The organism is Eubacteriales bacterium mix99 (assembly GCA_038396605.1).
Taxonomy (GTDB): Bacteria; Bacillota; Clostridia; order Caldicoprobacterales; family DTU083; genus UBA4874.
Map to the genome: position 1 here is coordinate 1508512 of CP121690.1, position 26759 is coordinate 1535270.

Sequence of the window (26759 nt, forward strand, 5' to 3'; positions counted from 1 at the left end):
AATGTGTATTTTGGGATTTCATTCATGAAATATCAATATACCCGGGAGAAAAAAAGCCTGTGGAAACCGGTCCTCACTGTGGCAGGCGTGGTAATCGGTATTGGCAGCCTGATCTTTTTGTACTGCCTTATGATTCTGCAGATATTCAGGGGAGCTCAGGCAATCGGACATCCTGAAATCATATTGACCATTGCCTTCCTGCTGTGCCAGCTGCTTTCCCTGGTCTTCGGTATCTTTTATATTATGTCGGTATTTTATTTTTCCAACGATATGGATTTACTGGTCCCCATGCCTTTACGCCCGGGAGAGGTGCTGGGGGCAAAGTTTATTACTGTGCTGCTGAGTGAGTATCCGGTCGCGCTTTCTCTTCTTCTCCCTGCATTCATTCTTTATGGCACCACTCCGGGAACCGGCCTTTTTTATTGGCTGAAGGGGATTGTTTTAATCGGGCTGGCGCCTGTTCCGCCTTTGGTGATTGCATCCATCTTTGTTATCCTGTTGGTGCGGCTTGTCAACATCCGGCGGAACAAGGATCTCCTGATGATTATCGGCAGTCTGTTGGGCGCCTTTCTCGGGATAGGAATCAGTCTTACTGCACAGAACATACCCGATGGAAAGGAAGCGGAGTATATGGAGAAGCTGGTCCGGAGCAGCACTGCGCTTGTGAAATTCATTGGGAGCAGATTCCCGGCCAGCATCTGGGCTACCCTGGGTTTATCCCGCCCGGGCTTGCCGGGATGGGGCTATTTTCTGTTATACGCTGGATTCTCCCTGGTATTGCTGGCTGCCCTGTGGTGGCTGGGAGACCGATTCTTTTACAAAGGCTGCCTGTCCGGTCAGGAAACAAAGCGCAAAGGGAAAGCCTTATCCAGACAGGGTATGGAAAAAAGCGTCGGCACCATGTCTTCGCCGGTTTTGGCGTTGTTTCGAAGAGAATGGAAGCTGTTTTTGCGTACGCCCATATATGTAATGAATTCACTGGTTGGCGTTATTATTGTTCCTTTTAGTTTCATTTTGCCCTTTCTGACGCAGTCGGATGATTTGAAACAAGTGTTGGACTATGCCAGAGATTCTCAATATGGTTTCATAACTGCTCTGATATCGCTGGGAATTATGCTTTTGGGATCCAATATGAATATGATCTCCTGTACCTCCATTTCCAGGGAGGGCCGCACATTCTGGATCTCCAGGATGATACCGGTCTCCCCGAAAAACCAGGTTCTGGCAAAGTTGTTCCAAAGCAGCGTTTTATCGTTTGCATGCCTGATTGTGATAGAAATACCCTTATCTGTCCTTTTGCGTATTTTGCCCGGCCGATTTCTTGTTATCCTTGTCCTGGGGACCCTGGTCAACATCCTTATGAATATTCTGGGCCTGATCATAGATCTTCTGCATCCAAAACTTGAGTGGAATGACCCTCAGGAAGCAATCAAGCAAAATTTAAACGTTATGTTCAGTATGTTGCTTTCCTGGCTGGTAATCGCTTTGCTTGCGGGATCTGCAATTGCCCTGATTCAATACAGCATTTCGGAAGCCTGGATTTATCCGGCCCTGGGTTTGCTTACCCTCCTGCTGATTGCCCCCGGCCTGTATGGGTTGTTTGCACTTGCCAGACACCGGTATCAGGCTTTGGAAGCGTAAGTTTTATCACTCAGACAGGCATTTCACAAGCCTGTTTTTGGTGTTTCCCACTCATTCGTTCACCTTTTGAATCATGGTTCATATGCTGATACAGGAGTACATAAAAGTATGGGGGGCGATCATTTGTATCAGAATGATTATTGGACGAATTGGGAAAACAGAAATGCGGTTGCTTACGTGACAGGCGGACCGCTGCGGCCTCAAATCAACGGAGTGGTAAATTTTCAGAACGTTGCGGGAGGAACCTGGGTCAGCGTACAGATCACCGGCTTGCCGGAATATAAACCGGCAACGGCAACGGAGGCGCCGATAGGGCCGCTTGGATTTCACATCCATGAAAACGGCGTATGCGAAGTGGGCAATCCAAACGATCCGTTTCAGGCTGCCGGTGGGCACTGGAATCCTACGAATCAGCCTCATGGGAACCACGCAGGGGACTTCCCCGTCCTGTTTTCCAATCAGGGTAGGGCCTGTATGGGATTTTTTACTGACAAGTTTCAAGTAAATGAGATTGTGGGAAAGTCCATTATTATTCACCAAAGTCCCGATGATTACCGGACCCAGCCTGCCGGGGACTCCGGAAAGCGGCTGGCCTGCGGTGTGATTCAGTGGGCAGGGTAAAAAACATAAAACTTTGTTGATAGCAGTCGGATAAGCTATTTCAGGAAACGACAATAAGTGCTATAATTTTAATACGGTTTATCATGACCTGTGCCGCAGTGCGGCGGGATGGGGGGGTTCTTATGAAATTTGTTCTTATTCTACTGCTCTGTGCCGGCTTTATGCTGATCGGCATGCCATACCGCGCATGGGTCGATTATCCTGTACGGGACATTTCCTATCATTCGGCTTCCATCCCTGTCATCGGGCCGGCGGAACCGGATCATCCGCCGGCCATGGATAGATTTGATCTGTATCTGTTTCTTGGACAATCCAATATGGCCTCCAGAGCACCCGTTCCGATCTTTTCCACCGGCAGGGTGGACAGGGCCTATCTTTTGAACAGGGAAGACAGATGGGAACCTGCAGGCTTTGGTGCGCTCAGGAAGGACGGAAGGGGAGTCCAGGGCTACAATCGATACTCAAGCGTTGAACTTCCCAATAAAATCAATGGATTCAGCATGGGGTACCCGTTTGCGCAGGAAATTGTGCGGGCCGTTCCCGACAGAAGTATCGGGCTGATTTATAATGCCATAGGCAGAACATCTCTGGGGCAATGGCAGAAAGGTGCGGGCACCAGGTACTTTGAAGAGGCCGTACGAAGGACAAGGGTGGCCATGAAGTCCGGTACGCTGAAGGCAATTTTATGGCACCAGGGTGAGAGCGACAGAAACAACAAAGAATACAGGATGCAGCTTCAGAGGTTTGTGAAGGATTTACGAGGGGAGTTGGGCGTTGGGCCCGATGTGCCTTTTCTGGCCGGTAAATTACTGCCGAGGGATCCCTATCGCCTCTTTAATACGATGATTTCAGATATCGGACAATGGATCCCCAACTCGGACTGTGTGGATAGCATGGAAATATCGGATATCGGGGATGGGATCCATATCAATGCAGAAGGGCAGAAGGTACTTGGAAGGCGATACGCTGAGAAAGTACTCCGTATGGTTTACGGGAAAGCGGAATAGATCAATTTTATAAGGAATGAGGCTCTGCATATCTCTCCTATCTCTGCAGGGCTTTATTAATATGTTCGTAATTTGCGTTTCATTCATTTAACATATCACCTTAATGGTGTGTGGGTTACCCAGCCTGAAAACCTTACGAATTACAAAGGGAACAGAAGTAATGCTTGCAGCAATTGATCCAAAAGAAGCTGAAGAAAAAGGACTTGTATTTCTTGGTTGGTCAATGAACGGAGGAGAAATCATAGAAGATAATCGTCTCCTTATAGAGAAAAATACTTATGTCTATATAGAGAAAAATACTTATGTCTATGCACAATGGGGCATCAAGGATACACTTAAGTTCAGTAACCGTAATGAGCTTTACAATGGTAGGAACCGTGCGATCTTCTCAATTTCCGGCATTGATCCTAAAAAAGATAAGGTCACACTTACCTATGATGTTACAGGTGGGCGGACCCTTACAGGTAATCCAAATAGAAAATAGATTAATTAGGAAGGACTTGAATAATGAAAAATCTCAGAGGAATCATACCGGCATTACTGACACCGTTTACCTTAAGCGGTGAGGTAAACAAGAAAGCATTGAGGCAGCTTATCGAAATGAATATTCAAAAGGGGGTATCCGCATTTTACAGCTGCGGCAGCTCTGCGGAAGCCTTTTTATTGACCACGGACGAACGGAAGGACATACTGGAAACAGTTGTGGATGCGGTAAACGGCAGGTGTGCAGTTATTGCCCATATCGGTGCTATTTCCCAGGATACTGCCATTGAACTGGCCAGGCATGCAGAGAAAACAGGTGCTGATGTCATTTCGTCCATCCCGCCTTTTTATTACAATTTTACATTTGAAGAGATAAAATCCTATTACTATAGTATTGCTGAAAAAGTTTCCACACCCATTCTCATTTATAATTTTCCTGCGTTCTCTGGTGTCACTTTGACGGTGGACAGAGCAAGCCAATTTCTCTGCGATAAACGATTTATAGGAGTGAAGCATACTTCGAGTGATTTTTATGTGTTGAACCGCTTAAAGAAAACATATCCTGATAAACTGATTTTTAATGGCTATGATGAAATGCTCCTTTCCGGTTTGGCAGCGGGGGCAGATGGAGGCATAGGCAGCACTTATAATTTCATGGCCGAGAAATACATACGGATTATGAAGCTGTTTCAGCAGGGACAAATGGAAGAAGCCCGTAAAATTCAAACTGAAGCGGATAATATTATTGACGTATTGGCCAAGGTGGGAGTAATGCCCGGAGAAAAGGCCATATTGACAATGATGGGCCTGGACTTTGGAGAATGCCGCAAACCGTTTAAACCCATAACAGCAGAAGAATATGAAATGCTGAAGAAAGCGACAGCCGATTTACTTTGAATCAGGAGGTATTAAAATGCAGGAATTATACAAGACATCCCTGACCCGCTATAATGAAGGCCCATATCCCTATTATCGGATCCCCGGAATGGTGGTTACCGCGAAGGGGACGATACTCACCTATTTTGAAACCCGCATGGGAGGCAGCGATTGGCAGACCAGGGGTGTAGGCTACCGCCGCAGTGAAGATGGTGGACAAACCTGGTCATCAATTGATATGTTGGCGGAAAGAACAACGAATACGGCTGTCAATAATCCCGTCATGATAGCAGCAAGAGATGGTCGCATCTATTTTCTATGGCAGGAAGATTACCACAGGGGATTTCTGCAATACAGCGACGATGATGGGATCTCTTTCCACTCTCTGGTTGAGATCACGGAATACCTGGAGCAATTTTATACAAAGTACGGTTATCGATGGGATGTTTTCGCATTTGGACCGGGCCATGGCATCGAGTTGAAAAGCGGTACACTGTTAGTGCCAGTTTGGATGGCGAACGGCGGAAAAAGGGTACATCACCCTTCCGTCGTCTCCACCATTGTCAGCCATGATTCGGGAAAGACATGGGAAGTGGGGGAGATTATCGGCCCCAGGGATTTATCCGGTAATAATTCCAAAGTTGTTTTGAAAAAAGATAAGGATTCAGATTGCGAAAGGTTCCACGATGAAGTGCCCTCTCCGGACAGCTTGCGAAATCCAAACGAAACCAGTGCCGTTCAGCTGGACGATGGTTCTGTCCTTCTCAATATCCGCCACGAAGGAAAGACACATTATCGTGCAATTAGCGTCTCTCCCAATGGCTTGACTGATTTTTCTGAACCGATCTATGACAGGCAATTACCGGATCCCATATGCTGCGGAAGTATTACAAGGAGTGGAAAGCCTGTATCCGGGCAGTGCCATGCCATTGCATTTTCCAATTGTGCGGTACGTCCCTGCCGGGAAAATAATTATTCCAGGGTGCGAGCCAGGCTTACATTAAGGTTATCTCTGGATAACTGCCAAACATGGAATTTTTCCCGCCTGTTGGAGGAACGTGCAGGATATTCGGACATTGCTTTTTCCAATGATGGTAAATGGCTATACTGTTTTTATGAGCATGATGTGGATGGAGAATTATATACCCAGCCGCGTTATCTGACATTTGCCCGGGTAAACTTGGAGTGGCTAACCGACGGAGAAACGAACAGTGAAATCATGACACGAGATAAGAAACAAGTATAACAGGTCTAACATTGACTGTTATAGCATGAGTCCTAGCACCCAAGGATATTCCTGGCATTTTGATACCCTATTTTCTCTGTTTCTAAAGGCGGCAGTTTCAATTCCATAAAGGCCTTCCATTCTTTTCCGGGACTCCACATGGGGAAATCCGAGCCGAACAGGATCCGTTCCGCACCATAACCGGATATGTAACGCTTTGTTTGGCTCGGGCCCAAAAACATCATGCTGCTGGACAGGTCAAGATAGCAGGCCGTATCTTTGAGATATTCAAAAGCCGTATCAAACATGGACTACCCGCCTAAATGTGCGGCTATCACAGTCAGTTTGGGGAACCGTTCCAATACCCGCCTCAGGCGCCTGGGATGAGAATAGTCATACCGGGGATCTCCGCAGTGGATCAAGACGGGAAGCCGCCCCTGCAGCGCGTCATAAACGGGATCCATTCGTATATCGTCAATCGGAAACCGCTGTGTGTTAGGATGAAGCTTAATGCCTTTCAGGCTCAACTTTTCTATCCGGTCAATCTCGGAAAGGGGATCCTCCATGGCGGCATGAAGCGTCCCAAAACCAATAAATTCCCTATGGGTAGTTGCTTGGGAACGATGGCGTGATGGTCGCTGACCTTCGTACTGTCGCAGACCTGACCGGCGTTGAGGTTTTCGGGAACATCCGCGCCGCAGATCGAGGCGACAACGGAAGCAAGCGCCGAGACGGTCCCTTCCATATCGTTTGTCAGGAAGCGGCTGTCGGTGCGCGGATAGGTACAGAGTTTCTTTGCATAAAGCGATTGCAGACCGCACCCCCGTGAATGGGGGCGCGGAGTGTTGTGTTTTGGCGTCGTTGCCGATGATCGTGTCGGCGTTGTCTTTGTACAGGGCCTTGAGCTGGCTCTGCGCCTACAAAACAAGGCAGGCCGAGATTTCACGGCTTCGGATGGTGGCGATCAACTTTTCAAACTTGGAGATCTGCCCGATATTGGCAAATTCGTCAAGCAGGCACCGGACATGAACAGGCAAGCGCCCGCCGTACACGTCGTCTGCCTTTTCACACAGCAGATTGAAAAGCTGCGTATAGGCCATTGAAACTAAAAAATTAAAAGTGTCGGCGGTATCCGATATGATGATGAACAGGGCGGTCTTGCGGTCACCCAGCGTGTCCAGCTCCAACTCGTCGTAGGCCGTCAGATCCCGAAGCTCCTGAATGTCGAACGGGGCCATTCTTGCGCCGCAGGAAATCAGGATCGATTTCGCTGTTTTGCCAGAGACGAATTGTCAAGGACTTTGTTATCAGAAAATCAAAAATAAAAGCCCTGCAGCGGGAAGAATTTCCGTTACAAAGCTTTTATATTGTAATACCCTTTTTGTTGTCATGACAGGACTGATAAAACAAATCAACAGATAAATTATTTATTATAACTGTAACCGTCAACCCGGCCGTCACATTGCAGGAAAGGCGTCAGAAAGGGTACAATTTACTTCAAAAGAGTTCAAAACGCTCTAAGAAGTGCTTTGGACCAAATTGGAGTGAATTGAGTGGATACACAAAAAATTGTGACGCGGTTCCGGCTGTCGGGCTGGGTGAAGAGGTAAAAGAGCGGATCGCCGGCGGGCAGACCGTAAACGCATTCTGCGAAGAAAAGGGAATCAGCAAAGCCACCTATTACTACAGACAGAAGAAAGTACGGGAAGCTGCCTGTACGGGGCTATTGGAGAAACAAGGCGGCGAGGGCGGTCTTGTGCCGAACGGATGGACGCAGCTTGAGGAGCCTAAACTTGCCGCCGCTACCGAAAGTATGCTGACCATCGAAATCGGCGGCTGTCATATCAAGGTAACTGCCTCGACGGATTCGGAACTGTTGGCGAAGGTCTGCCGCGTACTGAGGTCGCTGTGATGCGCTTCGGTGAAAAGCCCGTGTATCTGTGCTGCGGATGCACGGACATGAGGAAATCCATCAATGGGCTGATGACGCTTGTGCAGCAGAGCTTTTCTCTGGACCCTTTCGCCGATGCGCTGTTCGTTTTCTGCAACCGAAACCGTGACCGTATAAAAATACTTGAATGGGACGGCGACGGCTTCTGGCTGTATTTCAAGCGGCTGGAACGCGGACATTTCCGTTGGCCGTCGTCGGATGGAGAAGCGACAATGGCGCTGAACAGCGAAGAATTATCCTGTCTGATTGACAGTGCAAGGCTTGCAAAGAAGCTCAGCCGAAGCGAGGTTTCCGAACGTAAAATTTCGTAAAATATCGGGTGCGAAAAAGCCGATATTTCTTGATTCCATGCGGTTTTTACGGTATAATTAGAGTATGGAAAAGCGAGAGAAAACAGTTGAAATTCCGCTGCATGTTTATGAGAATTTTCTCAAGCAGGCGGAGCAGATTGCCGAGCTGAAACAGCAGGTAGAGTGGCTGACGGAACAATTTCGACTTGCCAGTCACAAACGATTTGGCACGTCCAGTGAGCAGACGGACAACGGACAGTTGTGCTTGTTCAACGAAGCGGAGGAAACCGCCGATTTGACCGCACCGGAGCCGGAGATCACTAAAGTCAAAGCGCATTATCGCCGGAAGACCCGTCTGACCACCGACAAGCTGCCGGAAGATTTGCCCGTCGAGGTCATCCTGCATGAGCTGCCGGAAGAAAAACGTGTCTGTCCTGACTGCGGCTGTCCTCTGCACAAGATGGGCGAAGAGGTGCGCGAGGAACTGAAAATCATCCCGGCAAAAGCCGTGCTTGTCCGCCATGTACGGCATATTTACGCCTGCCGGCACTGTGAGGAATCTTCCGACCGTGTGCCGATCGTCAAGGCGAGCATGCCGGAACCCGTCATCAAAGGCGGTTTCGCATCGCCCGAATCGGTCGCCCACATCGCTGTACAGAAATTTGTGATGGGCAGCCCGCTTTACCGGCAGGAGCGGGAATGGGCACAAAACGGCATTCTGCTTTCCCGTCAGACGATGTCGAATTGGCTCGTAAAAGCCAGTGAAGATTGGCTGGAGCCGATATACAAAGAGATGAAACGGCAGTTATGCGAGCATCAGGTCCTTCACGCAGACGAAACCACCCTCCAGGTGCTGCATGAGAACGGCAAGCCCGCCCGGAGCAAGAGTTATATGTGGCTTTACCGGACAAGCGGCGAGGCGGAACACCAAATTGTGCTGTATGACTACCAAAGGGACCGAAAGTATACCCACCCGGAAACCTTTTTGAAAGATTTTTCGGGTTTTCTCCATACGGACGGTTATGACGGCTATCACAAACTCCCTGACCGGATTACCGTTGTGGGCTGTTGGGCACATCTGCGCCGAAAGTTCGACGAGGCGCTGCAAACGCTGCCGAAAGAAAAACGTGACTCGTCCGATGCCCAAAAAGGGATCGCCTACTGTGACAGGCTGTTTCATTTTGAGAAACAGTTTGCTTTGCTGTCCCCGGAAGAACGCCGGGAAAAGCGTGAACAACTCTCCAAACCGATGATGGAGGCTTTTTTCACATGGGCCGATTCGCTTCGCGCGCTGCCAAAGTCTCTGCTGGGCAAGGCGGTCTATTATGCGCAGAGCCAGCGCAAATATCTCAGAGCTTATTTATTGGACGGCAGGCTTGAAATCAGCAACAACCGCGCTGAAAATTCGATCCGTCCCTTTGTGATGGGACGCAAAAACTGGCTGTTTTCCAACACCCCTAACGGCGCGAGAGCCAGCGCGGTTTATTACAGTCTGATCGTTTCCGCCAGAGAAAACGGGCTTGTGCCGTTTGAATATCTCACGAAGATTTTCACTCAAGCTCCGAACGGCGTCGATCCTAAAACCCTTATGCCATGGAAGGTGTCACCCTTGGCTTGACGGTTACATTATAGAGCCCGGCAGATGAAACAACAAAGTCGCTTATTTCGTAAACATTCCCACCTTCTATACGCATTTTGCCCATCCGATGAGACCCAAGAGCAGCGGCCGTTTTTTGTTGACATAAAAAGGTTATCCTTTGGTCGCTAACTACATGGTTTTCTTGAGCAAAGTACTCTCCGTAAAAAGTGTTATTAATATAAATCCTAATTGGGGAAAGGAGCCCCCAGTTTTTAATTTTATCAGCATCTGCACGGTCAAGCTCATAATATAGGTAGGAAGAAATTCCATCAAACGCCGCATATGTAAACAGCTTTGGTGTCAGTCGAACATTCTCCAGCATTTCTACTTCTACTGTACTGTCGCACTTATCTAAATTAGATGGGTGGAACTGTACAGCTATCATTACAGCATCTGTTAGCTGTACAAATTGAATTGAAGACATAATCTCAATATCTGTTTTTTTGAAATCATTTATTGTTTGTTGATATTCTATTGGAAATGGGATTTTTTTAATTGCATAAATAATAGTACTCAAGTCATCTTTAAAAATAGGAATAACTTTTCTGCTCGCAGAATCCCATTCTATCATCAACAACTTATCAGAACATTCTTTTTCACACAGAACGAGAATATGAATGCAATTATTTATCTGTTTGGTGATTTGCATTTGCACTACTAATCACAACTTTTTGGTTTTTTAGGTAGCCTGCCTCTCACACCTCGACAGCCATTTTAGTATTAAGCTGATTGAATAGAGTTTGATGACTTTTTTTGCAATTGCATACGATCCAACAGCCGCGACGTTTATTCGCTTTTACCATTTTTGCATCAAGAATACAGTCCTGAGCCGACTTCCCCTTAATTCCGGCTACAGCATCCTCAAAGTTTTTATGTATTAGAGCACTGACAAGCATAATGAATGCTAGACCTTGTGTCTTGTAAAAATCGGCTTGATACAGAGCATTGTAGTCTGCCTTGTTCTTGAAATAGTTGTAATATGTCTCGATAGACCAACGCTTCTTGTATAGCTCGTAAATTTCCTGGGGTGTCTGTGCTGTCAAACTCGTCTGCAGTACGGTAACTCCCATAAAATCTTTCAGCTTATTGAAGTTTTCATCGGTATACGACTTATCCCCTCGTGCCAGGTGGCGGAGATAGTTTGCCTGCTCCGTTGAAGCCTCGTTCAGATCCCTGAACGTAAGAACTCTTTGCCCGTCTGTTATCTGTTCCCTATACTCAACCACGGAAGCTTTGCGTCCTTTTTGGTACATAAATCTTCCTGTCATCTCAAGACTGCTGACGGCCATCTTGCAGGTTGTGAGGTTTTTGGCAAGCGGTATAATGTATGAGTTGCCATTTGACGTGAACAGATTGAGGTTGTCGGCACTGTAGAATCCACGATCGACAATAAAGAGCAAATCCTTTAACTCAACCTGAACAAGCAAATCCTTAACGCTGACTTTATCCTGGCTCCCGCCTTCATATATTCTGGAAATAAGGGGCATACCGGTGTTAACGTCATATGCCATGAGAAGATTGATCTGTGGTTCTCCGATTTTCCAGAATTTATATCCCTTTTCAGCAAGATCGTTTTCCATAGAGCCACAGCCTATTACGTGCCCATCAATTGCGACTTGCCCTGAGCACTCAGTAACAAGTTTTTCTTCCAGATGGAGTATTTTTCCCTGGCGACGGCCCAGGCTATCATACAGAGAAGATAATGCGGCGTATCCCAGCTTCAGGGAAGGGTATTTCAGGGATAGATAGCTCATTTCGTAGTACTTATGTATATCTTTCATGTACAAAAAACCATGTATATAATGAATCAGTGCCACCACATATATTCTGAGGGCATCTACTTGATTGAAGCATTCTTGAAGAAGCAATAGCGTTTTCTGAGAATTTGAAAGGACAACCGCATATTCGCCAAATTCAAGAGTGGTTATTTCCTCGTCACAATTAAATCCGTTATTTGGGACGAATCCGACGCCATCCAGGATTGTTCCGATTTCTTTTCCCATTTTTGTTCGTCGTTTTCCGTCAGATCCTTTTACGCTGGAATATTCATAAACATAGTAGCGCCCGGAAATAAGCTTCACCATCGTGCCTTTTGGCTTGAATTTTAGTATGGATTCTGGCACAGAATATTTACCCACAGCCAACACCTCGTATACCTAAAATATACCTAAATTATACCACAAATTTTTTGTAATGTCAATAAGAAAAAGCGCCGATATTGCTGATGAAATGGCGCTTTTCACACATTATTTGAACTATGTTCTATCCCGATACATACCTAAAAATCATTGTTGGTGTGACTAATTTATAAATTTTGTCATTTATATTAAAGTCCCGATTTATAAGGCTAATGTCATAAAGGTCATCCATATACTTCACACTCCTTTAATAAAACAAATCCTTAACTTATTTCTTCGCATAAAATGTATTCAGCTTAACAAAATTTTATAAAGAATAATACAGCTTTATACATATAATTCCTCCAATTTCAAATGGTTGCTAAACTGAGAATCAGCCATGCTATAGGCGATTACTCAATTAGACTGCGAAATTAACCATTCAAACAAAATCCGGCTTATTCTTCCACTAAACATTATAATAGTAGCACCAAAGCCTCACAATGTCACTCCGTGCATTTTAACGAATTGTCAAGGACTTTTTTATTGAAAACAGAATATTACATCCGGCTGATCTCGTTGCGGAGCATCCGCTTGATTTTGTCGCTCATGGTTTCCCGGCTGGTGGCGCTAAAATGGATTTGTACCCGGTAAGTGGTTTTGCCAATTTTCTTCACAAGCACGGGGCATTCGTTCTCCTGTGCAATAAGGGAGACAACACTGTCGGACATGGTGGTGCTGTTGACGGATTTTTCGTTATTCATAGGCGCTCCTTTCACAATCATCGAATGAGAATTTATCGACTGTTGGGGGCCGCCTTCCGGACCTTGGGATACAAACACACAGGTCCCCCGTTGACATGCACCCGAAAAGCCTTGATTTATAAGGGCACTGAAAAATCCCTGGTTTTTAAAACCGAGGATTTTTTGGTGTATAAATATTCGAATAAACATCAGAGAAATTAATACAAAAAACGAGTATCACCGAGGAAACCAAAAAAACAGCCATAATCAGGCCGGATTTGGATCCATTAACTTGACTATCCGCTTTACATTAACCACAAAAGCCGTAAAATATGTTTGCAATCGCATAGAGGCAAGACCCACGGAATCGGCTCTGCCGAGGCCGTGGGTCACTTTCATCTCCCCGTTCTTTTCTTCAATTCTATGCCGGACTTTCATTCGCTCCCGGAAAGCGTCGCTGTTTTCAAACGAAAGTCTTTGTCGGTTCTTCTCGCTTGGCTGCGTAATGTTGTAGCATTTTCCCTTTGATTTCCCCATACGGCACTGCCCACACATCGGGCATTTCTGGCACTTTTTTTTACTGAAAAAATAGTTCAGATATGTGTTCCCGTTTTCTGCTGTCCTTTTCTCAACCCGCATCGCAAGCTCACCTGCCGGACATTGAAGTAGTCCGGCGTCCTTGTTGAATGAGAATCCTTCATCAAGCGACGTTGCAGCTGCCGCTGCAACAGCGGAGTTCGTTCTCGCGTAAAGTGTCACGCCCTTTTCTTCGCAAACATCAAGGTTGTCCTTGCTGACGTAGGCCATATCGCCAATGGCTTCTTTTACAGCTACACCGTTGTTTATGGCTTTTTCAACTCAAACTTCGCAGTTTGAAAAGAGCGATGAACCTTGAAAATTCAATGAATCCTGGTAAAGATATAGCATGAGACCCTCGATTTTGGTATAATTGAATTGCTAAAAACAATCATAATCGGAGGCTCATGCTATGAATAAAAGTATAACACAAACCACCCAGGATGATAAGCAGAATTCATCAACTGTCCAAAGATTTTTCAAAAGATTTCATGTCGCGTCAGCATTAAAAGCAGCCAATGCATATAAGGAAAAAGGATTTTCTGTAGCCCGAATCTTCCAGTATCTGTTTTTGTTGGCTTTCTCCAATCGCTCCATGTACATGAATCTTTTGACAGGAAAGAATGTGCCTGCTTTTGCAAAGGATACTGCCTACCGGTTCATGAGAATGGCACATATAAACTGGATGCGCTTTACGACAATCCTTTCTTGCAGAATCATAAAGGATACGGTTGCTCCCCTTACAAGCGATGATCGGGTCAATGCATTGGTGATTGACGACTCCGTATTCGATCGTAATCGCTCCAAAAAGGTGGAGCTGCTTGCTAAGATATACGATCATGCAAAGCATGTCTATCTCAATGGATTTCGTATGCTCACATTGGGATGGACAGATGGAAACACCTTTCTGCCAGTGAACAGTGTTCTCCTGTCCTCTGAAAAAGAGAAAAATCGTATTACGGAGGCAAGCCAAATGGATAAACGTTCCGTTGGATACAAGCGCCGTAAACTTTCCGTGACAAAGGGAACGGAAGCAATGCTGGAGCTGTTGAAAACTGCAAAAGCAGCGGCTATTCCGGCGAAGTATGTTCTTTTTGACAGCTGGTTTTCTTCCCCGAAAACTCTTCATGCCGTAAAGGAAATTGGCTATGATGTAATTGGCATGGTGAAGAAATCCTCTAAAATGCACTTTGTCTATGAAGGAGAAAGCTTATCACTACCCGATATTTACATGCGCAACAAAAAACGTCGCGGCAGGTCCCGGTACCTTCTTTCTGTCAGAGTGGATGTTGTTAAGGACGGGAAAGTTATCCCGGCTAAAGTCGTATATGTCCGCAACAAAAGAAAGAGGAAAGAGTACCTCTGCCTGATATCCACGGATCTGTCCCTGACGGAAGAAGAAATCATCCAGGTTTATGGAAAACGCTGGGATATCGAAGTCTTTTTTAAGGTCTGCAAAAGCTATTTACGATTAAGCAAAGAATGCAGATCTCTGTCATACGATGCAGTAACTGCTCATACGGCAGTTGTTTTCGCCCGATACATGATGCTCTCCATCGAAAACCGTGAATCACAGGATGAACGGTCTCTGGGTGAACTGTTTTTGTACTTCTCTGATGAAATGGCTGATATTACATGGATACAAGCATTTCATCTGCTTATGGACACATTCAAGGAAAAGCTATCCGATTATCTTGAATTATCCGAGAAGCAAATTTCTAGTTTAATGGATGCATTTATGAAAGCCCTTCCCCCAACATTGCTAAGAAGCCTAAAGGCCGCATAAATCAAGAGAATGTTTCTGGTTGATTCCTGCTTCTTGTTGAATTTTCAAGGTTCATAGCCTATATCCATATGCGAAGTTTGAGTTTTTCAAGTAAAACCGGCAATTGGGTACAGTCCGGTTCTCCGCCGTGCGTGACTTTAACCCCTGTTATAATACGTTCTTCGGTCATTGCAAGATGGTTTTTGTACCCGAAAAATGTGCTGGTCGCCGTTTTATGTCCGAAACGGGCATCCTCATCGGCTTTTGAGCGAATCTCACGTATGCGATCCGTGTCCAACAGTTCCTTTATACGCTCATATAATTCAATTAAACCGGTCTTTTCACTTTGCAGTATATCTTCGCCAATATTTTCCAGCAACTGATAAGTATACTGAATCTCGTCCGCCAATTCGGCGGTTTCACTTGGCTTCTCAGGGAACTTTTCCGAAAGCTCTATCATCTCACGGTATATTTCACGCCGCAGCTGTTTACTCAAATCACGCAATACCTGTGTGACGGTTTTGGGGCGGGCATTTGCCGTAGTATGCGTCGAATCCACAATAATCGCTGTGGATTTTATCAGCCCTTTTTCGATTGCTTGGCGTATCATTTCGCGCAACATTTCATCCAGTATATCTTCCGTTATGCGGGTCTTCCGGAATTTTGTGAGTAAGCTGGGGTCTATCATTTCGGCTTCCGGGTCTAAATTAAGAAAATACTTATACGCCATATCGGTCTGCGCACTGCTGATTAACTTCTCGTCTGACAAGTCATACACTTTCTTCAGAAACATCAGCTTGAACATCATTTCGGGTTCTTTAGCCGGACGCCCAAAATTTTCACAATACTGCTTTCGCAACATTGGGTTCACAAAGCTGAAATCTATGCTTTCTTTGATTTTTCTCAGTATATGTTCTTCTGATACAACAATATCATACAGCCCCTGATAAGGGGATAATGACATTTTTATCTGACTATTATCTCGCAGCACTTTACTTCCCCCATTGCCTCGTTTCTATGAATAATTATACCATATATGCAAGAAAAAGTCCAATTCTCAATCGAGAATCGGACTTTTTCAGTGCCCTTGATTTATCAGACTTTTTCCTGCTCTAAATGCGTAAAAATTGTGTATCGTTTCCGCTGCCTTGCGGCCTCCTTGTGGTGGCGCTCCCGTCCGGCGCAGTCTTGGCAGTACTTCGCGCAGTTGGAGCCGGGAAGGAACAGTGCCCCGCATATGACACATCGTTTTCCATCCTGTCGGTGAAATAGGGCGGTTTCCAGTTCCTTGTCCAACGGGAGGATAGCAGTTCGGAACCACCGACATAATAGAGAATAGGAAATGCTTTGAACGCAAACGCATTCCTCTCCGTCATCCAGAGCAATGCAGTTGCCATCATCGTAGTTGCAACACTTATGCACTAACTGACGCATTCGGCGGTACTGGTGGTAGTTCATGGTAGGACTAGGTTCATATGGCTCTGTCGTTTTCATCGGCGGATTGTTCCCTTTCTTCCGGCTTCATAGCTGCTCCGAGCGCTGGCGGTAAGGTCGGCTGGATAAGAATATGAATCGTGATAGTGACGGTCAAAACAAATTCTTTCATAAGACAACCTCCTTGAAAGTCAAATATATTGTTAATTTTTCGTGCTGTGTATTGTATTTATCGTGCAAATAGCATATACTATAAATGCCAGTAAGAAGGAGTTGATGATATGGCTGGAAATACAACAAATATCAGCATCCGCATGGATTCGGATTTGAAAGCGCAGGCTGACGCCCTGTTCGGTGAACTGGGCATGAATTTGACCACGGCTTTCAATATCTTTGTTCGCCAATCGCTCCGGGATGGCGGCATTCCCTTTGACATCAAACTTGATCAGCCCAACAAGGAAACGATAGCCGCCATGCTGGAAGCGGAAAGGATTGCAAAGGATTCGTCCGTGAAGGGTTACACCGATCTGGACGAATTGTTTGCAGACCTGAAGAAATGAGAAAGACAAAGTATACGGTCAAGGTCACCACGCAATTCCGAAAGGATTACAAGTTGGCAATGAAGCGCGGCCTAAAAATCGAATTGCTGGAAAAGATTGTTACATCACTGGCGACGGGTACGCCACTGCCGGAGAAAAACAAAGACCACGCGCTTTCTAGCGATTGGGCCGGGCACCGGGAATGCCATATTCTCCCGGATTGGCTGCTGATCTACCGCATCGAAAACGATGTACTGGTATTGACTTTGGCTCGCACCGGAACGCACAGCGACTTATTCGGAAAATAACGGAGCGCCGTATGGGGAAACCTATACGGCGTTTTTTACCGCTCAGGTTCCTGTTTTCGATCTCTGAACTTTTCAGACCGAGCAAGCTCATCGGCGGTCTTGCGGATTTTCTCCACGGCTTGAATGTCCGCGCGCATGGCCTTCATTTTTTGATAGAACGCCTTTTCATTGATGGTCAGGTGCTCCGCTTCGGCCCGCCATTCCTTCGGCGTAATCTTTTCGCCGGACGCTTTCAGCCCGTCCAGATACCGCGTAGCGGCGTCATACAGGGCGAGTCCCGCCCGGTACGTTTCCCGTGTTTTCGGTTTTAGGGCGGCAAGCCTTTGATGGGAAACCCTGTTTTCGGAATACTGCTTCCACATGGCAAGCCGTTCGTCCAGTTGGTCGATCTGCCGCCCGATAGCCGCAATCTCGCCGCGCAGAGTGTAATACTGCGTCTGCATGGCGGTCACTTTTGCGTGAAGCTCCGGCATGGAGGAAATGCCGTTTTCCTGCAAAAAATTGAACAGGGCGGCGCTCTCTTTGAGCGCCTTTACCTTGCCGTAGCGGGTTGTCGGTTTCGCTGCGGCCTGCGCCTGTTGAAGCTGTTCCCAAACGCTCCGCTTTTCTTCCGGCTTCGCCGCCTGCTGTTTCGACCAGTTGTAAAGCCGGGTGATCCGGGCCTTGATCTCTTTAAGAAGTCGGTTCTGCGCGGCGATTTCCCGGTTGACCACGCCCTTCTCGGTGGGGATGCCCCGGCGCTCCATCTGCGTGGCGGCGACGCCCATGTGAACGGTGGGCACCTTCTCGATGCCCTGCCGGGCGTAGCTGCGGTGGTCGATACGCTGCGGCAATTCTTTTTGCTCCAACGCTCGATTCGCATACTCGGCCCATGCCGCCCGCCACGCTTCAGCCTTGCCCGGATCGTTCCAGTTAGTGGTATTGACCCGATGGCTTTTGAAATCGCCACCGGGGAGCCGGATGCGCTGGCCGCGCCCGTCGAGGTCGTATTCCTTTCGGCATTTCGCGCCCCATTCGCCGTTCTCTTTCAACGAGCGGAGGGTAAGTATGATATGAGCGTGCGGGTTCCCGTCGCCCTTGTCGTGGATGGAAAAATCCGCGCACATACCGGAAGATACAAAAGTGTCCCGGACATAGGTGCGGACAAGCCGGATTTGTTCCTCCCGGTCAAGCTCGACGGGCAGGGCGATTTCGATCTCGCGGGCAAGCTGGGCGGCGCGGCTTTTCTCAATTTTTTCCACGCTGTTCCAGAGGGTGGAGCGGTCGGAAAATCCCGGCGGGGCATGGGTTGGGATAAGGATTTCAGAATGTACCACGCCGCCCTTTTTCGTATAATCGTGCGTGATGCCGTCCTACTCGTTTGTGAGCTTCTGGCCAAGCTGACGAATTTCCTTCCGTATGGTTTGCGGCTCTTGTGATGATTGCATTGTATTCAATGTTATTCACTCCATCCATTTTTTCTTTTCAAAGTAATGCCGGAGATTTTTCACACCTTTTCTTACGGAATCGCAAACGCCGCTGCTGTTTACGCCTTCGGTGCGGGCAATGTCCACTTTTTTCATACCAAGAATGTAATGCGCATACACACGTCGCGCCTGAATGGGCGGCAGATGTTCAAGAGCTTCATAAAGCTGTTGCATCGAAACTTTTTGCATCAGAATTTCTTCGGGTGACGGTTCCGTGTGAAGAATGCTGTTTTCAATGCCGTCGTTGCAATCCAACGAATAGTAGGCTTTGTGATACCAAGCCCGGTGGTGATAGTTGTCTTCCTGCCTTTTCGCCAATAGAAATGCTTCAGCAATTTCATCGCTGACCTCGACGGGATGATCTTCTGTAAGGAACGGGTAGTATTTGCGCAGATTGATGGTTGGCATACGGTTAACCTCCAAACAGCAAAAGGGGCAGACAGATTGAAACTGCCTGTCCCTTTTGCTTGTCTGATAGAGCAAAAAGCCCTTCACCGGTTAGCCTGAAAATACGTTTTCGATTACTCTGGATGCAAAGCGCATTTTACTTTTTTTCTGACCGCTTCGATGCTTCTCAAAACAGCAGACTTGGAACAGCCGTAGATGTTACCAATCTGGGAACAACTGAGCCCTTCTAAAGCGTAAAGCAGAAACCGATAACGCTGTTTTGCCGTGCAGCTTTCCAACGCCGTCGTAATCTCCCGAAGGGTTTCTTTTCGGCAAAGCCAATCCTCCGGCGTTTCATAGTAGCTCCGGCTGCATTCATGGGCGACAATGTATTCGTCAAACTCGCGTCCGTCCCAATGACGTCGCTGCTCATGAAACAGGTTTTCGGTTTTGTGATCGGCCCGATCAAGATATTCTCCGACTTCGACGGACACTTCCACGTTTACGCTTTGTCCGTACATTTTGATATGGACATCCATAGTTTTTCCGTCCTTTCTGAATGTTTTGAAAATCCAGAAAAGACGGTGGGAGACGAACGGCAGCGAGACTGAATATCGGGACATATTAAAAATGAACATAAAAAGGCACCTTTGCAGGAGAGCCCCTGAAAGGTGTCATCTGAAAAAAGAGCGCAGTAGTGGACTATAAATTGATATAGCTTTTTTAAGACTATGTAGAAGAGTGGTTTTGGTTACATATGGTCGTCACGGTAAGGTGGCGGCCCTTGATAAATAAAAATCAGCGACTTTGGATGCATAGAATCCTCCTGTTCCAAAGCCACCGTGGTAAAAAGGACGCAATTATTACGCCCTCACTACTCTCTTCTTCAAAAGCAAAAAAGGCGGCTTTGATTTTTATTTCAAAACTGTCTTATGGCAATTAAAATTTAGCTATAACAACTCTGCCGCCATAACAACGGTTCGTTTTCGTTGGAAAATTGCTTTATAGACTTGTCTCCTTTTTTAATCTATGCAATGCCCACGAAAAGCTGATCAGGCATAGAACGGCGAGTAGAAGGATGGCCAAGATTACATCATGGGCAACAATGTTTCCCTGTAAAATCAAATTTCGTAAAACATTGATTACATGAGTAAACGGGTTCAGATTGACCGCGATTTTAAGTCCCCCGGATAATTTATCTTCTGGAAATAACGCTGTGCTGAGGAAAAAGATCGGCAAAACAATCGCGTTCATCACGGTTTCATAAAGGACTTCATTGGGAAGGCACAGGCTGATTGCGTAAGTTAACCCTGCCATAAAGAAAGCCGTCAGAAAGACAAGCAAAATAATTATAAGCAGTCCCCAAAATCCCGAAGCGATTTTTACCGAGAAAAACAGGCTGACAACGCACATAATGGCTACTTCAATAAAGGTACATAATACCGCTTCCAATACCTGACCGAGTACAATTGAGCTTCTTTGAACCGGGGCAATCAATATCCGGTAAAAGCTGCCGTCCGTCTTCATAAGGTAATTCATAATTCCACTGCTGCTGCAAGTCCCGAAGCTCACCAATACAATCAGTCCGGGGAGAATAAAAGCCGTATAGTTTTGGATTCCAATGCCCTGCATCGCTTGTCCGGCGACGGCGCTATATAAAACCAGCCAAAGCATAGGCTGCAAAATGGTAATCACGATCGTGAAAGCGTTGTGGAAACGCCACTTTATGTCTCGCCCAAGTAAAGTTAAAACGCCCATCAACTGGCCTCCTTTGCATCTTCACCGGTTAACCTGATAAAAACATCTTCCAGAGTGGGCTGCATTATTTCGATACCCAGAAAAGGAATATCATGCTCCAACAGCCACCGGTTTGCTTTTTCCAAATCGGCATGGCCGTTTTTTAGGCCGGTGATAATTTTATCATGGCGCAAGTCCGATTCTTTCAATTCAATCACGCTTTTTAACGGCTCAAAACAGTTTTTAGCTTCTTCTTTCGATGGAAAGTTAATTTTCAGCATATCCTGACGCAAGTATTCCCGGAGAGCATTCGGGGAACCCTGAATTACCTCTTTCCCGTTTTTCATGATGCAGATGGTATCGCTTAGCTGATCGGCTTCTTCCAGATAGTGAGTTGTTAAAAAAATCGTAGTGCCAAAATCGTTTCTGATTTTCTTTAACATATCCCACATTGCCATGCGGGATTGAATATCCATACCGACGGTTGGTTCGTCCAAAAACAGAACTTGGGGCTTTGACATCATATTAAGCGCAATATCTAGCCGCCGCTTTACCCCGCCGGAATAAGACGAAACCGGATATTTCAAATATCGTTCCAAACCAAAACAGGAAATTAACGATTTCATGCGTTTTTGTGCTTCCGGCTTCGGCACCCGATAAAGCCTGCTTTGAAACATCATGTTTTCCGTAAGAGACAGGTGTGAATCAATGGAAGTGCGCTGCGCTACACAGGAAATTTCCGTGCGGATTGCAGCCGCCTCATGGGCCGCGTCTTTTCCAAATAGAATCACGCTGCCGGACGTAGGGCGTAGGAAGGTGGTTAACACGTTGATAAGGGTCGATTTTCCCGCGCCGTTTGGCCCCAGTAGAGAGAAAATCTCACCTTCGTTTACCGTCAGAGTAAGACCATCCAGCGCCTGTACCCCATTCCTATATTTTTTCACTAAATTCTTGACACTGATAGCGGTCATCTTAATCCTCCCTGATAGGGAACTGAATTTCTGTAATGTATTTACTCGGGTTCCCTTTCAAAAACATTCCGGGGCCTTTGACGTAAACCTCACGGAACGGCGGCTGTAATTGTAGCTTATGATCTGCGGCGTATCGGCTGATTGCTTCATAAGCATGTGGTAGGGTTTCATACGGGCCGGTATGCGTCGTACATACCGCCTTGACAGAAGGTACTTCTTTTATTTCAATTCCATTGCCGATGGGAGTTTCCTCAGTTGGTACGCATAAATCCATTTCGCCCATTTTCGTTTCCGGGTTCATCACATAGTAGCAGAAAAACGGTGCACCGTTTGACCTTCCTTGAATCGACTTAAAAACATTAGGAAAAAATTTATTTGCTTCGGCTGCAATTCCTTTGTAGTGCATGAACGCAACACGAACCGGTTCAATATTTCTGATTTCAATCTGATAATCCACTTTCTCAATTCTCCTTTTCTTTTTTTACCGCAATCCAAACTTCGGAGTGCCCCGCCCTCGGGCTTTCCTCGCTGATCGGATAAACTTCAATATCCGGCAGTTCTGCGTAAGTATAGCCTGAGAATGGAAGCCACTCTGTAAGAAAGCGTCTGAAAATACTTTGAATGGATTCTTTGAAATACCCGTCGCTCTCAAAAATCACCCATGTCGCCGCTGGAATTTCATACTCAAACATATCTTTTGGCACAGGCTTATCGGTTGCCGCCGCTATGTAATAATAAATTTCGTCGGGGCTTTGACATGCGGTAATTCCCAGTACACCTTTCGGGGACTGATTCGATAGATGGCAGATTTCAGGAAACTTGCTGCTCTTTAATGCCTTTTCCCAGAAAGGCGGGACGTTCTTTTTGTTTTCTTCCATATCCAACGTTAGAGGAATACGGATGCCTACAATGCGCATGGCTCTTTTCTCTTCGACCCGATAGGGCATAACATTACCTCCCGTAATTTTGACTGAAAACCGAATAGGCGGGTACGCATTCAATACGCTTCCCTGCGCTTTTGCAGAGATTGGGGAAATTCCATGTACACTCTGAAATGCCCGGTTGAAGGATGTGGGGGAAGTATAGCCATATTTGAGTGCCACATCAAGGACTTTACTGTCTGTCGTTTGCAATTCAAATGCCGCCTGCGTCATTCTCCGACGCCGGATATATTCAGATAACGGAATACCAGCCACATAGGAAAACATCCGCTGAAAATAGTAGGTGGAGCAACATGCAATTTTAGCAGCTTCTTCATAAGAAATCTCACCAGCTAAGTTCCTTTCGATGTATTCAATGGCCTTGCTCAGATTCTTCAGCCATTCCATTTCTTCACCTTCCTGCGATAATCATACAGCATTAAAAAATCTTAATCCTCGCTTTTGATGTCCTGTTTTGTAAACTCCACTTTAGCGCATTAAAATTTTTATATCAAGTCAATCGATTCCATAAAGTCATTTTGAAAGTTCAGTTGATTACATTTCTGTCTGTAGAATATTATGGGCAGCCGGCACTTTGCGAACCAGTATGTGAAATCCTTTTTCGACTTTTAGTTGAAGCCATAGTTGCTGGAACCTTTAACTCCGTTTTCGGTAGATTGCTGGCTGGAATAAACACACCCTTTGCCATGTCCTCAGTACGCAAGGCAGCTTTTCTGGCCTCAATCTCGGCCTTTTTTGCCGTCTTGATTTTATCCTCATATCGCTTTTGTGCTCCATTGGCCTTGCGGCGCAAATAATTCTGGTGTAGCCTGTCCCGGCGTTCCTCATCCTTGCGCAGTGAATCCTGTTCCTCAGGGGTGAGGCGGACTTCCCCGAAGTGGGGCGGTACATATTTCCCTACAAAATTAAAATAGATTTCTACTTCCTGCGTAGTGTCCTGACAGCCCTTGCGGTCCCGCTCATGAACAACGATTTTTTCCACAAACTCATTAAGCATGGTGGTAGTCAGGGTATCGAAACTCTCGTATTTGTCGATCAGGGCAATAAATTTTTCTGCGGATTGCTGTTTGTGCTCATAAACGGCAACGGTCTGTTCCAGTTCTTCAATCTCACTGGAAAGCTCGTCCTGCTCGTCGGCGTACCGGGCGTCAAGGGTGGCGAAACGCGCTTCCGGCAGCTTGCCGAGAACCTTATCCTCATAGATTTGGCATAACAGCTTTTCCAGCTCTCCAGACCGCCTTTTTGCTTCTGCCAGCCGTTTCTTTTTCCGCGCAATGCCGCTGGACTGCTGAGTAACCTGTGCTTCCCGCACCGTCTGGATAAACTCGGCGCAGTCATTCTTGGAATACGCCGCGATAGCCCGGAGCGTATCGGCAATCAGGGTCATGATCACGTCGGCGTTGATGCGGTGCTGGGTGGAGCAAAGCGTCCCGACAGGGACCTTGCTGTATTGGGAACAGGTATACTGAGGGATGCGCTTTCCGTTGTTGGTGCGGTGGACGTACATTTTGCCGCCGCAGTCGGCGCAGTACATGAGGCCGGTCAGGGGATGGGTTTTCCCCCAGCCATCCGGGTAGCGTCGAACGTTGCCCCGGATGCGCTGCACGTTGTCGAAGGTTGCCTGGTCGATGATGGCCTCATGGGTGTTTTCAAAAATTGTCCATTCACTTTCATTGACATAGTGACTTTTCTTGTCTTTGAAATGCTTGCGGGTTTTGAAATTGACCGTGTGATCGAGATATTCCCGTTTCTTGAGGATGTTAACGATAGTGGATGAACCCCAGCCGTAAATATCCTTGAATGTCTTATTTTTATTCACACCCTCGCCGTGCCACGCCAAATGAGCGGAAGGAATTTCCACCTTGTCGGCGGTCAACTGTTGGGCGATCTGGTACGGGCCGTGGCCGTCCATCGTCATAGTAAAAATATGGTGCACCACAGCGGCGGCTTCCTCGTCCACAATCCACCTCTCCCGCTTTTCATCCCATAAGTACCCGTAAATGACCGTTCCGGTCAGATGCTTGCCGGTCATGCCCTTGGCCTTGAAAACTGATTTGATTTTCCGGCTGGTATCCCTGACAAAAAATTCGTTGAACATGCGTTATTCGGGAAGGTGAAAACGAAAAAGCAAAAACTCAGTATTCATGCGGGTTTGCGGCGAAGTGGCTCTCGGCCAAACCCTCTCTTAAACCTAAAAAAACCGGCTGAATGACGAATTGCATATCATTTTAGGACGTTCCTGTTATGGAACGCCCTTTTTCTATTTCAGCGGGAGGTGAAAAGTCAAATGACCAATGTAATTGCCGTTGCCAACCAAAAAGGCGGCGTCGGCAAGACCACGACCTGCGCTAATCTCGGCATCGGGCTGGCGCAGGAAGGGAAAAAGGTGCTTTTGGTGGACAGCGATCCGCAGGGTTCGCTGTCCATTAGCTTGGGCAATCCCCAGCCCGACCAACTGCCCGTTACGCTGGCGACGGTGATGGGTAAGGTGCTGAATGAGGAAACCATCGACCCCGGTGAGGGACTTCTGCATCATGATGAAGGCGTCGATCTGATGCCCGCCAACATTGAACTTTCCGGTATGGAGGTTTCGCTCGTCAACGCCATGAGCCGCGAAAAGGTCCTGAAGCAATATCTGGACAGTGTAAAACGGCAATACGACTATGTACTGCTGGACTGTATGCCCTCGTTGGGGATGCTGACCGTCAACGCACTGGCTGCTGCCGACAGCGTACTCATTCCCGTTCAGGCACAGTATCTTCCGGCAAAGGGCCTCGAACAGCTTTTGCAGACGATCAACAAGGTGCGGCGGCAAATCAATCCGAAGCTCAAAATCGACGGCATTCTGCTGACGATGGTGGACAGCCGTACCAACTATTCCAAAGAAATCAGCACCCTACTGCGGGATACCTACGGTTCAAAGCTGAAAGTATTTGATGTGGAGATTCCTCATTCCGTCCGCGCCGCCGAAATCAGCGCGGAGGGTAGGAGTATTTTCGCTCACGACCCGAAGGGCAAGGTTGCCGAAGCGTACCTCGAGCTGACGAAGGAGGTGCTTAAAATTGAAAAGCAGCGCCAAAAACATAAGTCTGAACAGCTACGATGATATTTTCTCCACGGAGGAAACCCGCAAGGATGAAAAACGGGAAAAAGTCACAGATATGCCGTTTTCGGAGCTGCACCCGTTTCCCGACCATCCGTTTCAGGTACGGGACGATGATTCTATGAAAGAAACCGTGGAGAGCATCAAGGAATACGGCGTGCTGGTTCCCGCCATTGTCCGTCCCCGCGCGGAGGGCGGCTATGAGCTGATTTCCGGCCACCGGCGCAAACACGCCTGCGAGTTGGCAGGGCTTCTCACCATGCCGGTGATCGTCCGCGATCTGGACGATGACGCCGCGACCATTATCATGGTTGACAGCAACATCCAGCGTGAAAACATCCTGCCGAGTGAACGGGCCAAGGCGTACAAAATGAAGCTGGATGCCATAAAGCGGCAGGCTGGCCGACCATCGAAAGAAAATGCGCCGCAAGTTGCGGCTAATTTCCGAAGTGATGATGAAGTAGCGAAAGGAGCCAATATCAGCGGTGATACTGTGCGCCGGTATATCCGGCTAAACGAGCTGACACCGCAGCTTCAGCAGATGGTGGACGATAAGAAAATCGCCATGACCCCTGCCGTGGAACTGTCGTACCTCAAGCCGGAGGAACAGACGCTTTTACTCGATACCATCGAAAGCGAACAGGCCACCCCCTCGCTCTCACAGGCCCAGCGGCTGAAAAAATTCAGCGCGGAGGGCCATTTGAACGAGGACAGTATGCTTGCCATTATGTCGGAGGAAAAGAAACCGGAGAAAAACGACCTGACCATTAAGGCGGATAAGCTCCAGAAATATTTTCCCAAGTCGTATACCCCGCAGCAGATGGAACAGGTCATCATACGGCTGCTGGACGGATGGCAGAAAAAGCGGCAGCGGGATCAGGAAAGGTAAAATAACCGTCGTTTCAGACGTTCCGAAAGGAGCGCCTTTTTTCATGTCTT

29 protein-coding genes and 3 pseudogenes are annotated in these 26759 nt (G+C 47.0%); 14 read left to right on the plus strand and 18 right to left on the minus strand.

Going from position 1 to position 26759, the window contains the following annotated elements; genetic code table 11:
- The first annotated feature begins 24 nt into the window (after positions 1–24).
- From QBE55_06435 to QBE55_06460, 6 genes are all read left to right on the plus strand, one after another.
- On the plus strand, positions 25–1641 hold the full coding sequence (locus QBE55_06435; GenBank protein WZL79763.1) for a hypothetical protein: 1617 nt from the start codon (positions 25–27) through the stop codon (positions 1639–1641).
- A gap of 123 nt (positions 1642–1764) precedes the next feature.
- Entirely contained in the window at positions 1765–2262 is a 498-nt protein-coding gene (locus QBE55_06440; GenBank protein ID WZL79764.1) for a superoxide dismutase family protein, read from the plus strand.
- Between the two features lie 122 nt (positions 2263–2384).
- A complete protein-coding gene (locus QBE55_06445) occupies positions 2385–3269 on the plus strand; it encodes a sialate O-acetylesterase (GenBank protein WZL79765.1) in 885 nt (294 codons plus the stop codon).
- A 160-nt stretch (positions 3270–3429) separates the two neighbouring features.
- A complete protein-coding gene (locus QBE55_06450) occupies positions 3430–3753 on the plus strand; it encodes a hypothetical protein (GenBank protein ID WZL79766.1) in 324 nt (107 codons plus the stop codon).
- A 23-nt stretch (positions 3754–3776) separates the two neighbouring features.
- A complete protein-coding gene (locus QBE55_06455) occupies positions 3777–4649 on the plus strand; it encodes an N-acetylneuraminate lyase (GenBank protein ID WZL79767.1) in 873 nt (290 codons plus the stop codon).
- 16 nt (positions 4650–4665) lie between these two features.
- Positions 4666–5874 carry a sialidase family protein gene (locus tag QBE55_06460; protein WZL79768.1) on the plus strand — a complete coding sequence of 403 codons (1209 nt, stop codon included), beginning with the start codon at positions 4666–4668 and terminating at the stop codon, positions 5872–5874.
- A 32-nt stretch (positions 5875–5906) separates the two neighbouring features.
- Here the strand turns inward: QBE55_06460 and QBE55_06465 are convergent.
- The 3 genes and pseudogenes from QBE55_06465 to QBE55_06475 all read right to left on the minus strand — a co-directional run bounded on the left by QBE55_06465 (position 5907) and on the right by QBE55_06475 (position 7136).
- Positions 5907–6419: pseudogene (locus QBE55_06465) on the minus strand (amidohydrolase family protein).
- A complete protein-coding gene (locus QBE55_06470) occupies positions 6386–6799 on the minus strand; it encodes a DNA topoisomerase (protein WZL79769.1) in 414 nt (137 codons plus the stop codon). The pseudogene QBE55_06465 and the gene QBE55_06470 overlap by 34 nt, the downstream one beginning before the upstream one ends.
- A pseudogene (locus QBE55_06475) lies at positions 6774–7136 on the minus strand (type IV secretory system conjugative DNA transfer family protein). The gene QBE55_06470 and the pseudogene QBE55_06475 overlap by 26 nt, the downstream one beginning before the upstream one ends.
- A gap of 266 nt (positions 7137–7402) precedes the next feature.
- Between QBE55_06475 and QBE55_06480 the strand changes: the two are divergent.
- From QBE55_06480 to QBE55_06490, 3 genes are all read left to right on the plus strand, one after another.
- Positions 7403–7765, plus strand: a complete 363-nt coding sequence (locus QBE55_06480; GenBank protein WZL79770.1) for an IS66 family insertion sequence element accessory protein TnpB — start codon at positions 7403–7405, stop codon at positions 7763–7765.
- Complete coding sequence (gene tnpB, locus QBE55_06485) at positions 7765–8115, plus strand: IS66 family insertion sequence element accessory protein TnpB (GenBank protein ID WZL79771.1); 351 nt, start codon at positions 7765–7767, stop codon at positions 8113–8115. Before QBE55_06480 ends, tnpB begins: the two co-directional genes overlap by 1 nt.
- Positions 8116–8179: 64 nt before the next feature.
- Positions 8180–9712, plus strand: a complete 1533-nt coding sequence (locus QBE55_06490) for an IS66 family transposase (GenBank protein WZL79772.1) — start codon at positions 8180–8182, stop codon at positions 9710–9712.
- Here the strand turns inward: QBE55_06490 and QBE55_06495 are convergent.
- From QBE55_06495 to QBE55_06510, 4 genes are all read right to left on the minus strand, one after another.
- Complete coding sequence (locus tag QBE55_06495; GenBank protein WZL79773.1) at positions 9681–10382, minus strand: hypothetical protein; 702 nt, start codon at positions 10380–10382, stop codon at positions 9681–9683. The two genes, QBE55_06490 and QBE55_06495, sit on opposite strands and share 32 nt — an antisense overlap.
- Positions 10383–10428: 46 nt before the next feature.
- A complete protein-coding gene (locus QBE55_06500; GenBank protein WZL79774.1) occupies positions 10429–11871 on the minus strand; it encodes a transposase in 1443 nt (480 codons plus the stop codon).
- A 539-nt stretch (positions 11872–12410) separates the two neighbouring features.
- Positions 12411–12581, minus strand: a complete 171-nt coding sequence (locus QBE55_06505; protein ID WZL79882.1) for a transposon-encoded TnpW family protein — start codon at positions 12579–12581, stop codon at positions 12411–12413.
- A gap of 279 nt (positions 12582–12860) precedes the next feature.
- Entirely contained in the window at positions 12861–13400 is a 540-nt protein-coding gene (locus QBE55_06510; GenBank protein ID WZL79775.1) for a transposase, read from the minus strand.
- A gap of 181 nt (positions 13401–13581) precedes the next feature.
- On the opposite strand from QBE55_06510, the gene QBE55_06515 reads away from it, so the two are divergent.
- Positions 13582–14955, plus strand: a complete 1374-nt coding sequence (locus tag QBE55_06515) for a transposase (protein WZL79776.1) — start codon at positions 13582–13584, stop codon at positions 14953–14955.
- A 58-nt stretch (positions 14956–15013) separates the two neighbouring features.
- On the opposite strand, the gene QBE55_06520 is transcribed toward QBE55_06515, so the two are convergent.
- From QBE55_06520 to QBE55_06530, 3 genes are all read right to left on the minus strand, one after another.
- Entirely contained in the window at positions 15014–15925 is a 912-nt protein-coding gene (locus QBE55_06520) for a transposase (protein ID WZL79777.1), read from the minus strand.
- A 104-nt stretch (positions 15926–16029) separates the two neighbouring features.
- Positions 16030–16428, minus strand: coding sequence for a cysteine-rich VLP domain-containing protein (locus tag QBE55_06525; GenBank protein ID WZL79778.1), 399 nt, complete (start codon positions 16426–16428; stop codon positions 16030–16032).
- Complete coding sequence (locus tag QBE55_06530) at positions 16406–16540, minus strand: hypothetical protein (GenBank protein ID WZL79779.1); 135 nt, start codon at positions 16538–16540, stop codon at positions 16406–16408. The genes QBE55_06525 and QBE55_06530 overlap by 23 nt, the downstream gene beginning before the upstream one ends.
- A gap of 109 nt (positions 16541–16649) precedes the next feature.
- Between QBE55_06530 and QBE55_06535 the strand changes: the two genes are divergently transcribed.
- Positions 16650–16928, plus strand: a complete 279-nt coding sequence (locus tag QBE55_06535) for a type II toxin-antitoxin system RelB/DinJ family antitoxin (protein ID WZL79780.1) — start codon at positions 16650–16652, stop codon at positions 16926–16928.
- A complete protein-coding gene (locus tag QBE55_06540; GenBank protein ID WZL79781.1) occupies positions 16925–17215 on the plus strand; it encodes a type II toxin-antitoxin system YafQ family toxin in 291 nt (96 codons plus the stop codon). The genes QBE55_06535 and QBE55_06540 overlap by 4 nt, the downstream gene beginning before the upstream one ends.
- A gap of 35 nt (positions 17216–17250) precedes the next feature.
- On the opposite strand, the gene QBE55_06545 is transcribed toward QBE55_06540, so the two are convergent.
- The 8 genes and pseudogenes from QBE55_06545 to QBE55_06580 all read right to left on the minus strand — a co-directional run bounded on the left by QBE55_06545 (position 17251) and on the right by QBE55_06580 (position 24809).
- The gene (locus QBE55_06545; GenBank protein WZL79782.1) at positions 17251–18531 is read right to left on the minus strand and encodes a MobA/MobL family protein; all 1281 of its coding nucleotides are present in this window, start codon (positions 18529–18531) and stop codon (positions 17251–17253) included.
- 126 nt (positions 18532–18657) lie between these two features.
- Entirely contained in the window at positions 18658–19089 is a 432-nt protein-coding gene (locus QBE55_06550) for a sigma factor-like helix-turn-helix DNA-binding protein (GenBank protein ID WZL79783.1), read from the minus strand.
- A gap of 113 nt (positions 19090–19202) precedes the next feature.
- On the minus strand, positions 19203–19607 hold the full coding sequence (locus tag QBE55_06555) for a sigma-70 family RNA polymerase sigma factor (GenBank protein ID WZL79784.1): 405 nt from the start codon (positions 19605–19607) through the stop codon (positions 19203–19205).
- Between the two features lie 463 nt (positions 19608–20070).
- Positions 20071–20826, minus strand: coding sequence for an ABC transporter permease (locus tag QBE55_06560; GenBank protein WZL79785.1), 756 nt, complete (start codon positions 20824–20826; stop codon positions 20071–20073).
- Positions 20826–21776, minus strand: a complete 951-nt coding sequence (locus QBE55_06565; protein ID WZL79786.1) for an ABC transporter ATP-binding protein — start codon at positions 21774–21776, stop codon at positions 20826–20828. The genes QBE55_06560 and QBE55_06565 overlap by 1 nt, the downstream gene beginning before the upstream one ends.
- Before the next feature lies 1 nt (position 21777).
- The gene (locus tag QBE55_06570) at positions 21778–22233 is read right to left on the minus strand and encodes a GyrI-like domain-containing protein (protein WZL79787.1); all 456 of its coding nucleotides are present in this window, start codon (positions 22231–22233) and stop codon (positions 21778–21780) included.
- Between the two features lie 4 nt (positions 22234–22237).
- On the minus strand, positions 22238–23104 hold the full coding sequence (locus tag QBE55_06575) for an AraC family transcriptional regulator (protein WZL79788.1): 867 nt from the start codon (positions 23102–23104) through the stop codon (positions 22238–22240).
- 169 nt (positions 23105–23273) lie between these two features.
- Positions 23274–24809 (minus strand): annotated as a pseudogene (locus tag QBE55_06580) (DUF4368 domain-containing protein).
- A gap of 195 nt (positions 24810–25004) precedes the next feature.
- On the opposite strand from QBE55_06580, the gene QBE55_06585 reads away from it, so the two are divergent.
- Positions 25005–25823 (plus strand): ParA family protein, encoded by an 819-nt coding sequence (locus tag QBE55_06585; GenBank protein ID WZL79789.1) that lies wholly within the window; start codon positions 25005–25007, stop codon positions 25821–25823.
- A complete protein-coding gene (locus QBE55_06590; GenBank protein ID WZL79790.1) occupies positions 25780–26709 on the plus strand; it encodes a ParB/RepB/Spo0J family partition protein in 930 nt (309 codons plus the stop codon). The genes QBE55_06585 and QBE55_06590 overlap by 44 nt, the downstream gene beginning before the upstream one ends.
- Positions 26710–26759: the final 50 nt, after the last annotated feature.

Coding starts and splice junctions, on each gene's coding strand:
- QBE55_06535 (WZL79780.1), top strand. CDS start 16,650: ATGGCTGGAAATACAACAAATATCAGCATCCGCATGGATTCGGATTTG.
- QBE55_06565 (WZL79786.1), bottom strand. CDS start 21,776: ATGACCGCTATCAGTGTCAAGAATTTAGTGAAAAAATATAGGAATGGG.
- QBE55_06555 (WZL79784.1), bottom strand. CDS start 19,607: ATGGATGTCCATATCAAAATGTACGGACAAAGCGTAAACGTGGAAGTG.
- QBE55_06550 (WZL79783.1), bottom strand. CDS start 19,089: ATGCCAACCATCAATCTGCGCAAATACTACCCGTTCCTTACAGAAGAT.
- QBE55_06515 (WZL79776.1), top strand. CDS start 13,582: ATGAATAAAAGTATAACACAAACCACCCAGGATGATAAGCAGAATTCA.
- tnpB (WZL79771.1), top strand. CDS start 7,765: ATGCGCTTCGGTGAAAAGCCCGTGTATCTGTGCTGCGGATGCACGGAC.
- QBE55_06495 (WZL79773.1), bottom strand. CDS start 10,382: ATGCAAATCACCAAACAGATAAATAATTGCATTCATATTCTCGTTCTG.
- QBE55_06585 (WZL79789.1), top strand. CDS start 25,005: ATGACCAATGTAATTGCCGTTGCCAACCAAAAAGGCGGCGTCGGCAAG.
- QBE55_06560 (WZL79785.1), bottom strand. CDS start 20,826: ATGGGCGTTTTAACTTTACTTGGGCGAGACATAAAGTGGCGTTTCCAC.
- QBE55_06505 (WZL79882.1), bottom strand. CDS start 12,581: ATGTCCGACAGTGTTGTCTCCCTTATTGCACAGGAGAACGAATGCCCC.
- QBE55_06435 (WZL79763.1), top strand. CDS start 25: ATGAAATATCAATATACCCGGGAGAAAAAAAGCCTGTGGAAACCGGTC.
- QBE55_06490 (WZL79772.1), top strand. CDS start 8,180: ATGGAAAAGCGAGAGAAAACAGTTGAAATTCCGCTGCATGTTTATGAG.
- QBE55_06530 (WZL79779.1), bottom strand. CDS start 16,540: ATGAAAGAATTTGTTTTGACCGTCACTATCACGATTCATATTCTTATC.
- QBE55_06450 (WZL79766.1), top strand. CDS start 3,430: ATGCTTGCAGCAATTGATCCAAAAGAAGCTGAAGAAAAAGGACTTGTA.
- QBE55_06455 (WZL79767.1), top strand. CDS start 3,777: ATGAAAAATCTCAGAGGAATCATACCGGCATTACTGACACCGTTTACC.
- QBE55_06525 (WZL79778.1), bottom strand. CDS start 16,428: ATGAAAACGACAGAGCCATATGAACCTAGTCCTACCATGAACTACCAC.
- QBE55_06575 (WZL79788.1), bottom strand. CDS start 23,104: ATGGAATGGCTGAAGAATCTGAGCAAGGCCATTGAATACATCGAAAGG.
- QBE55_06540 (WZL79781.1), top strand. CDS start 16,925: ATGAGAAAGACAAAGTATACGGTCAAGGTCACCACGCAATTCCGAAAG.
- QBE55_06445 (WZL79765.1), top strand. CDS start 2,385: ATGAAATTTGTTCTTATTCTACTGCTCTGTGCCGGCTTTATGCTGATC.
- QBE55_06460 (WZL79768.1), top strand. CDS start 4,666: ATGCAGGAATTATACAAGACATCCCTGACCCGCTATAATGAAGGCCCA.
- QBE55_06510 (WZL79775.1), bottom strand. CDS start 13,400: ATGGCCTACGTCAGCAAGGACAACCTTGATGTTTGCGAAGAAAAGGGC.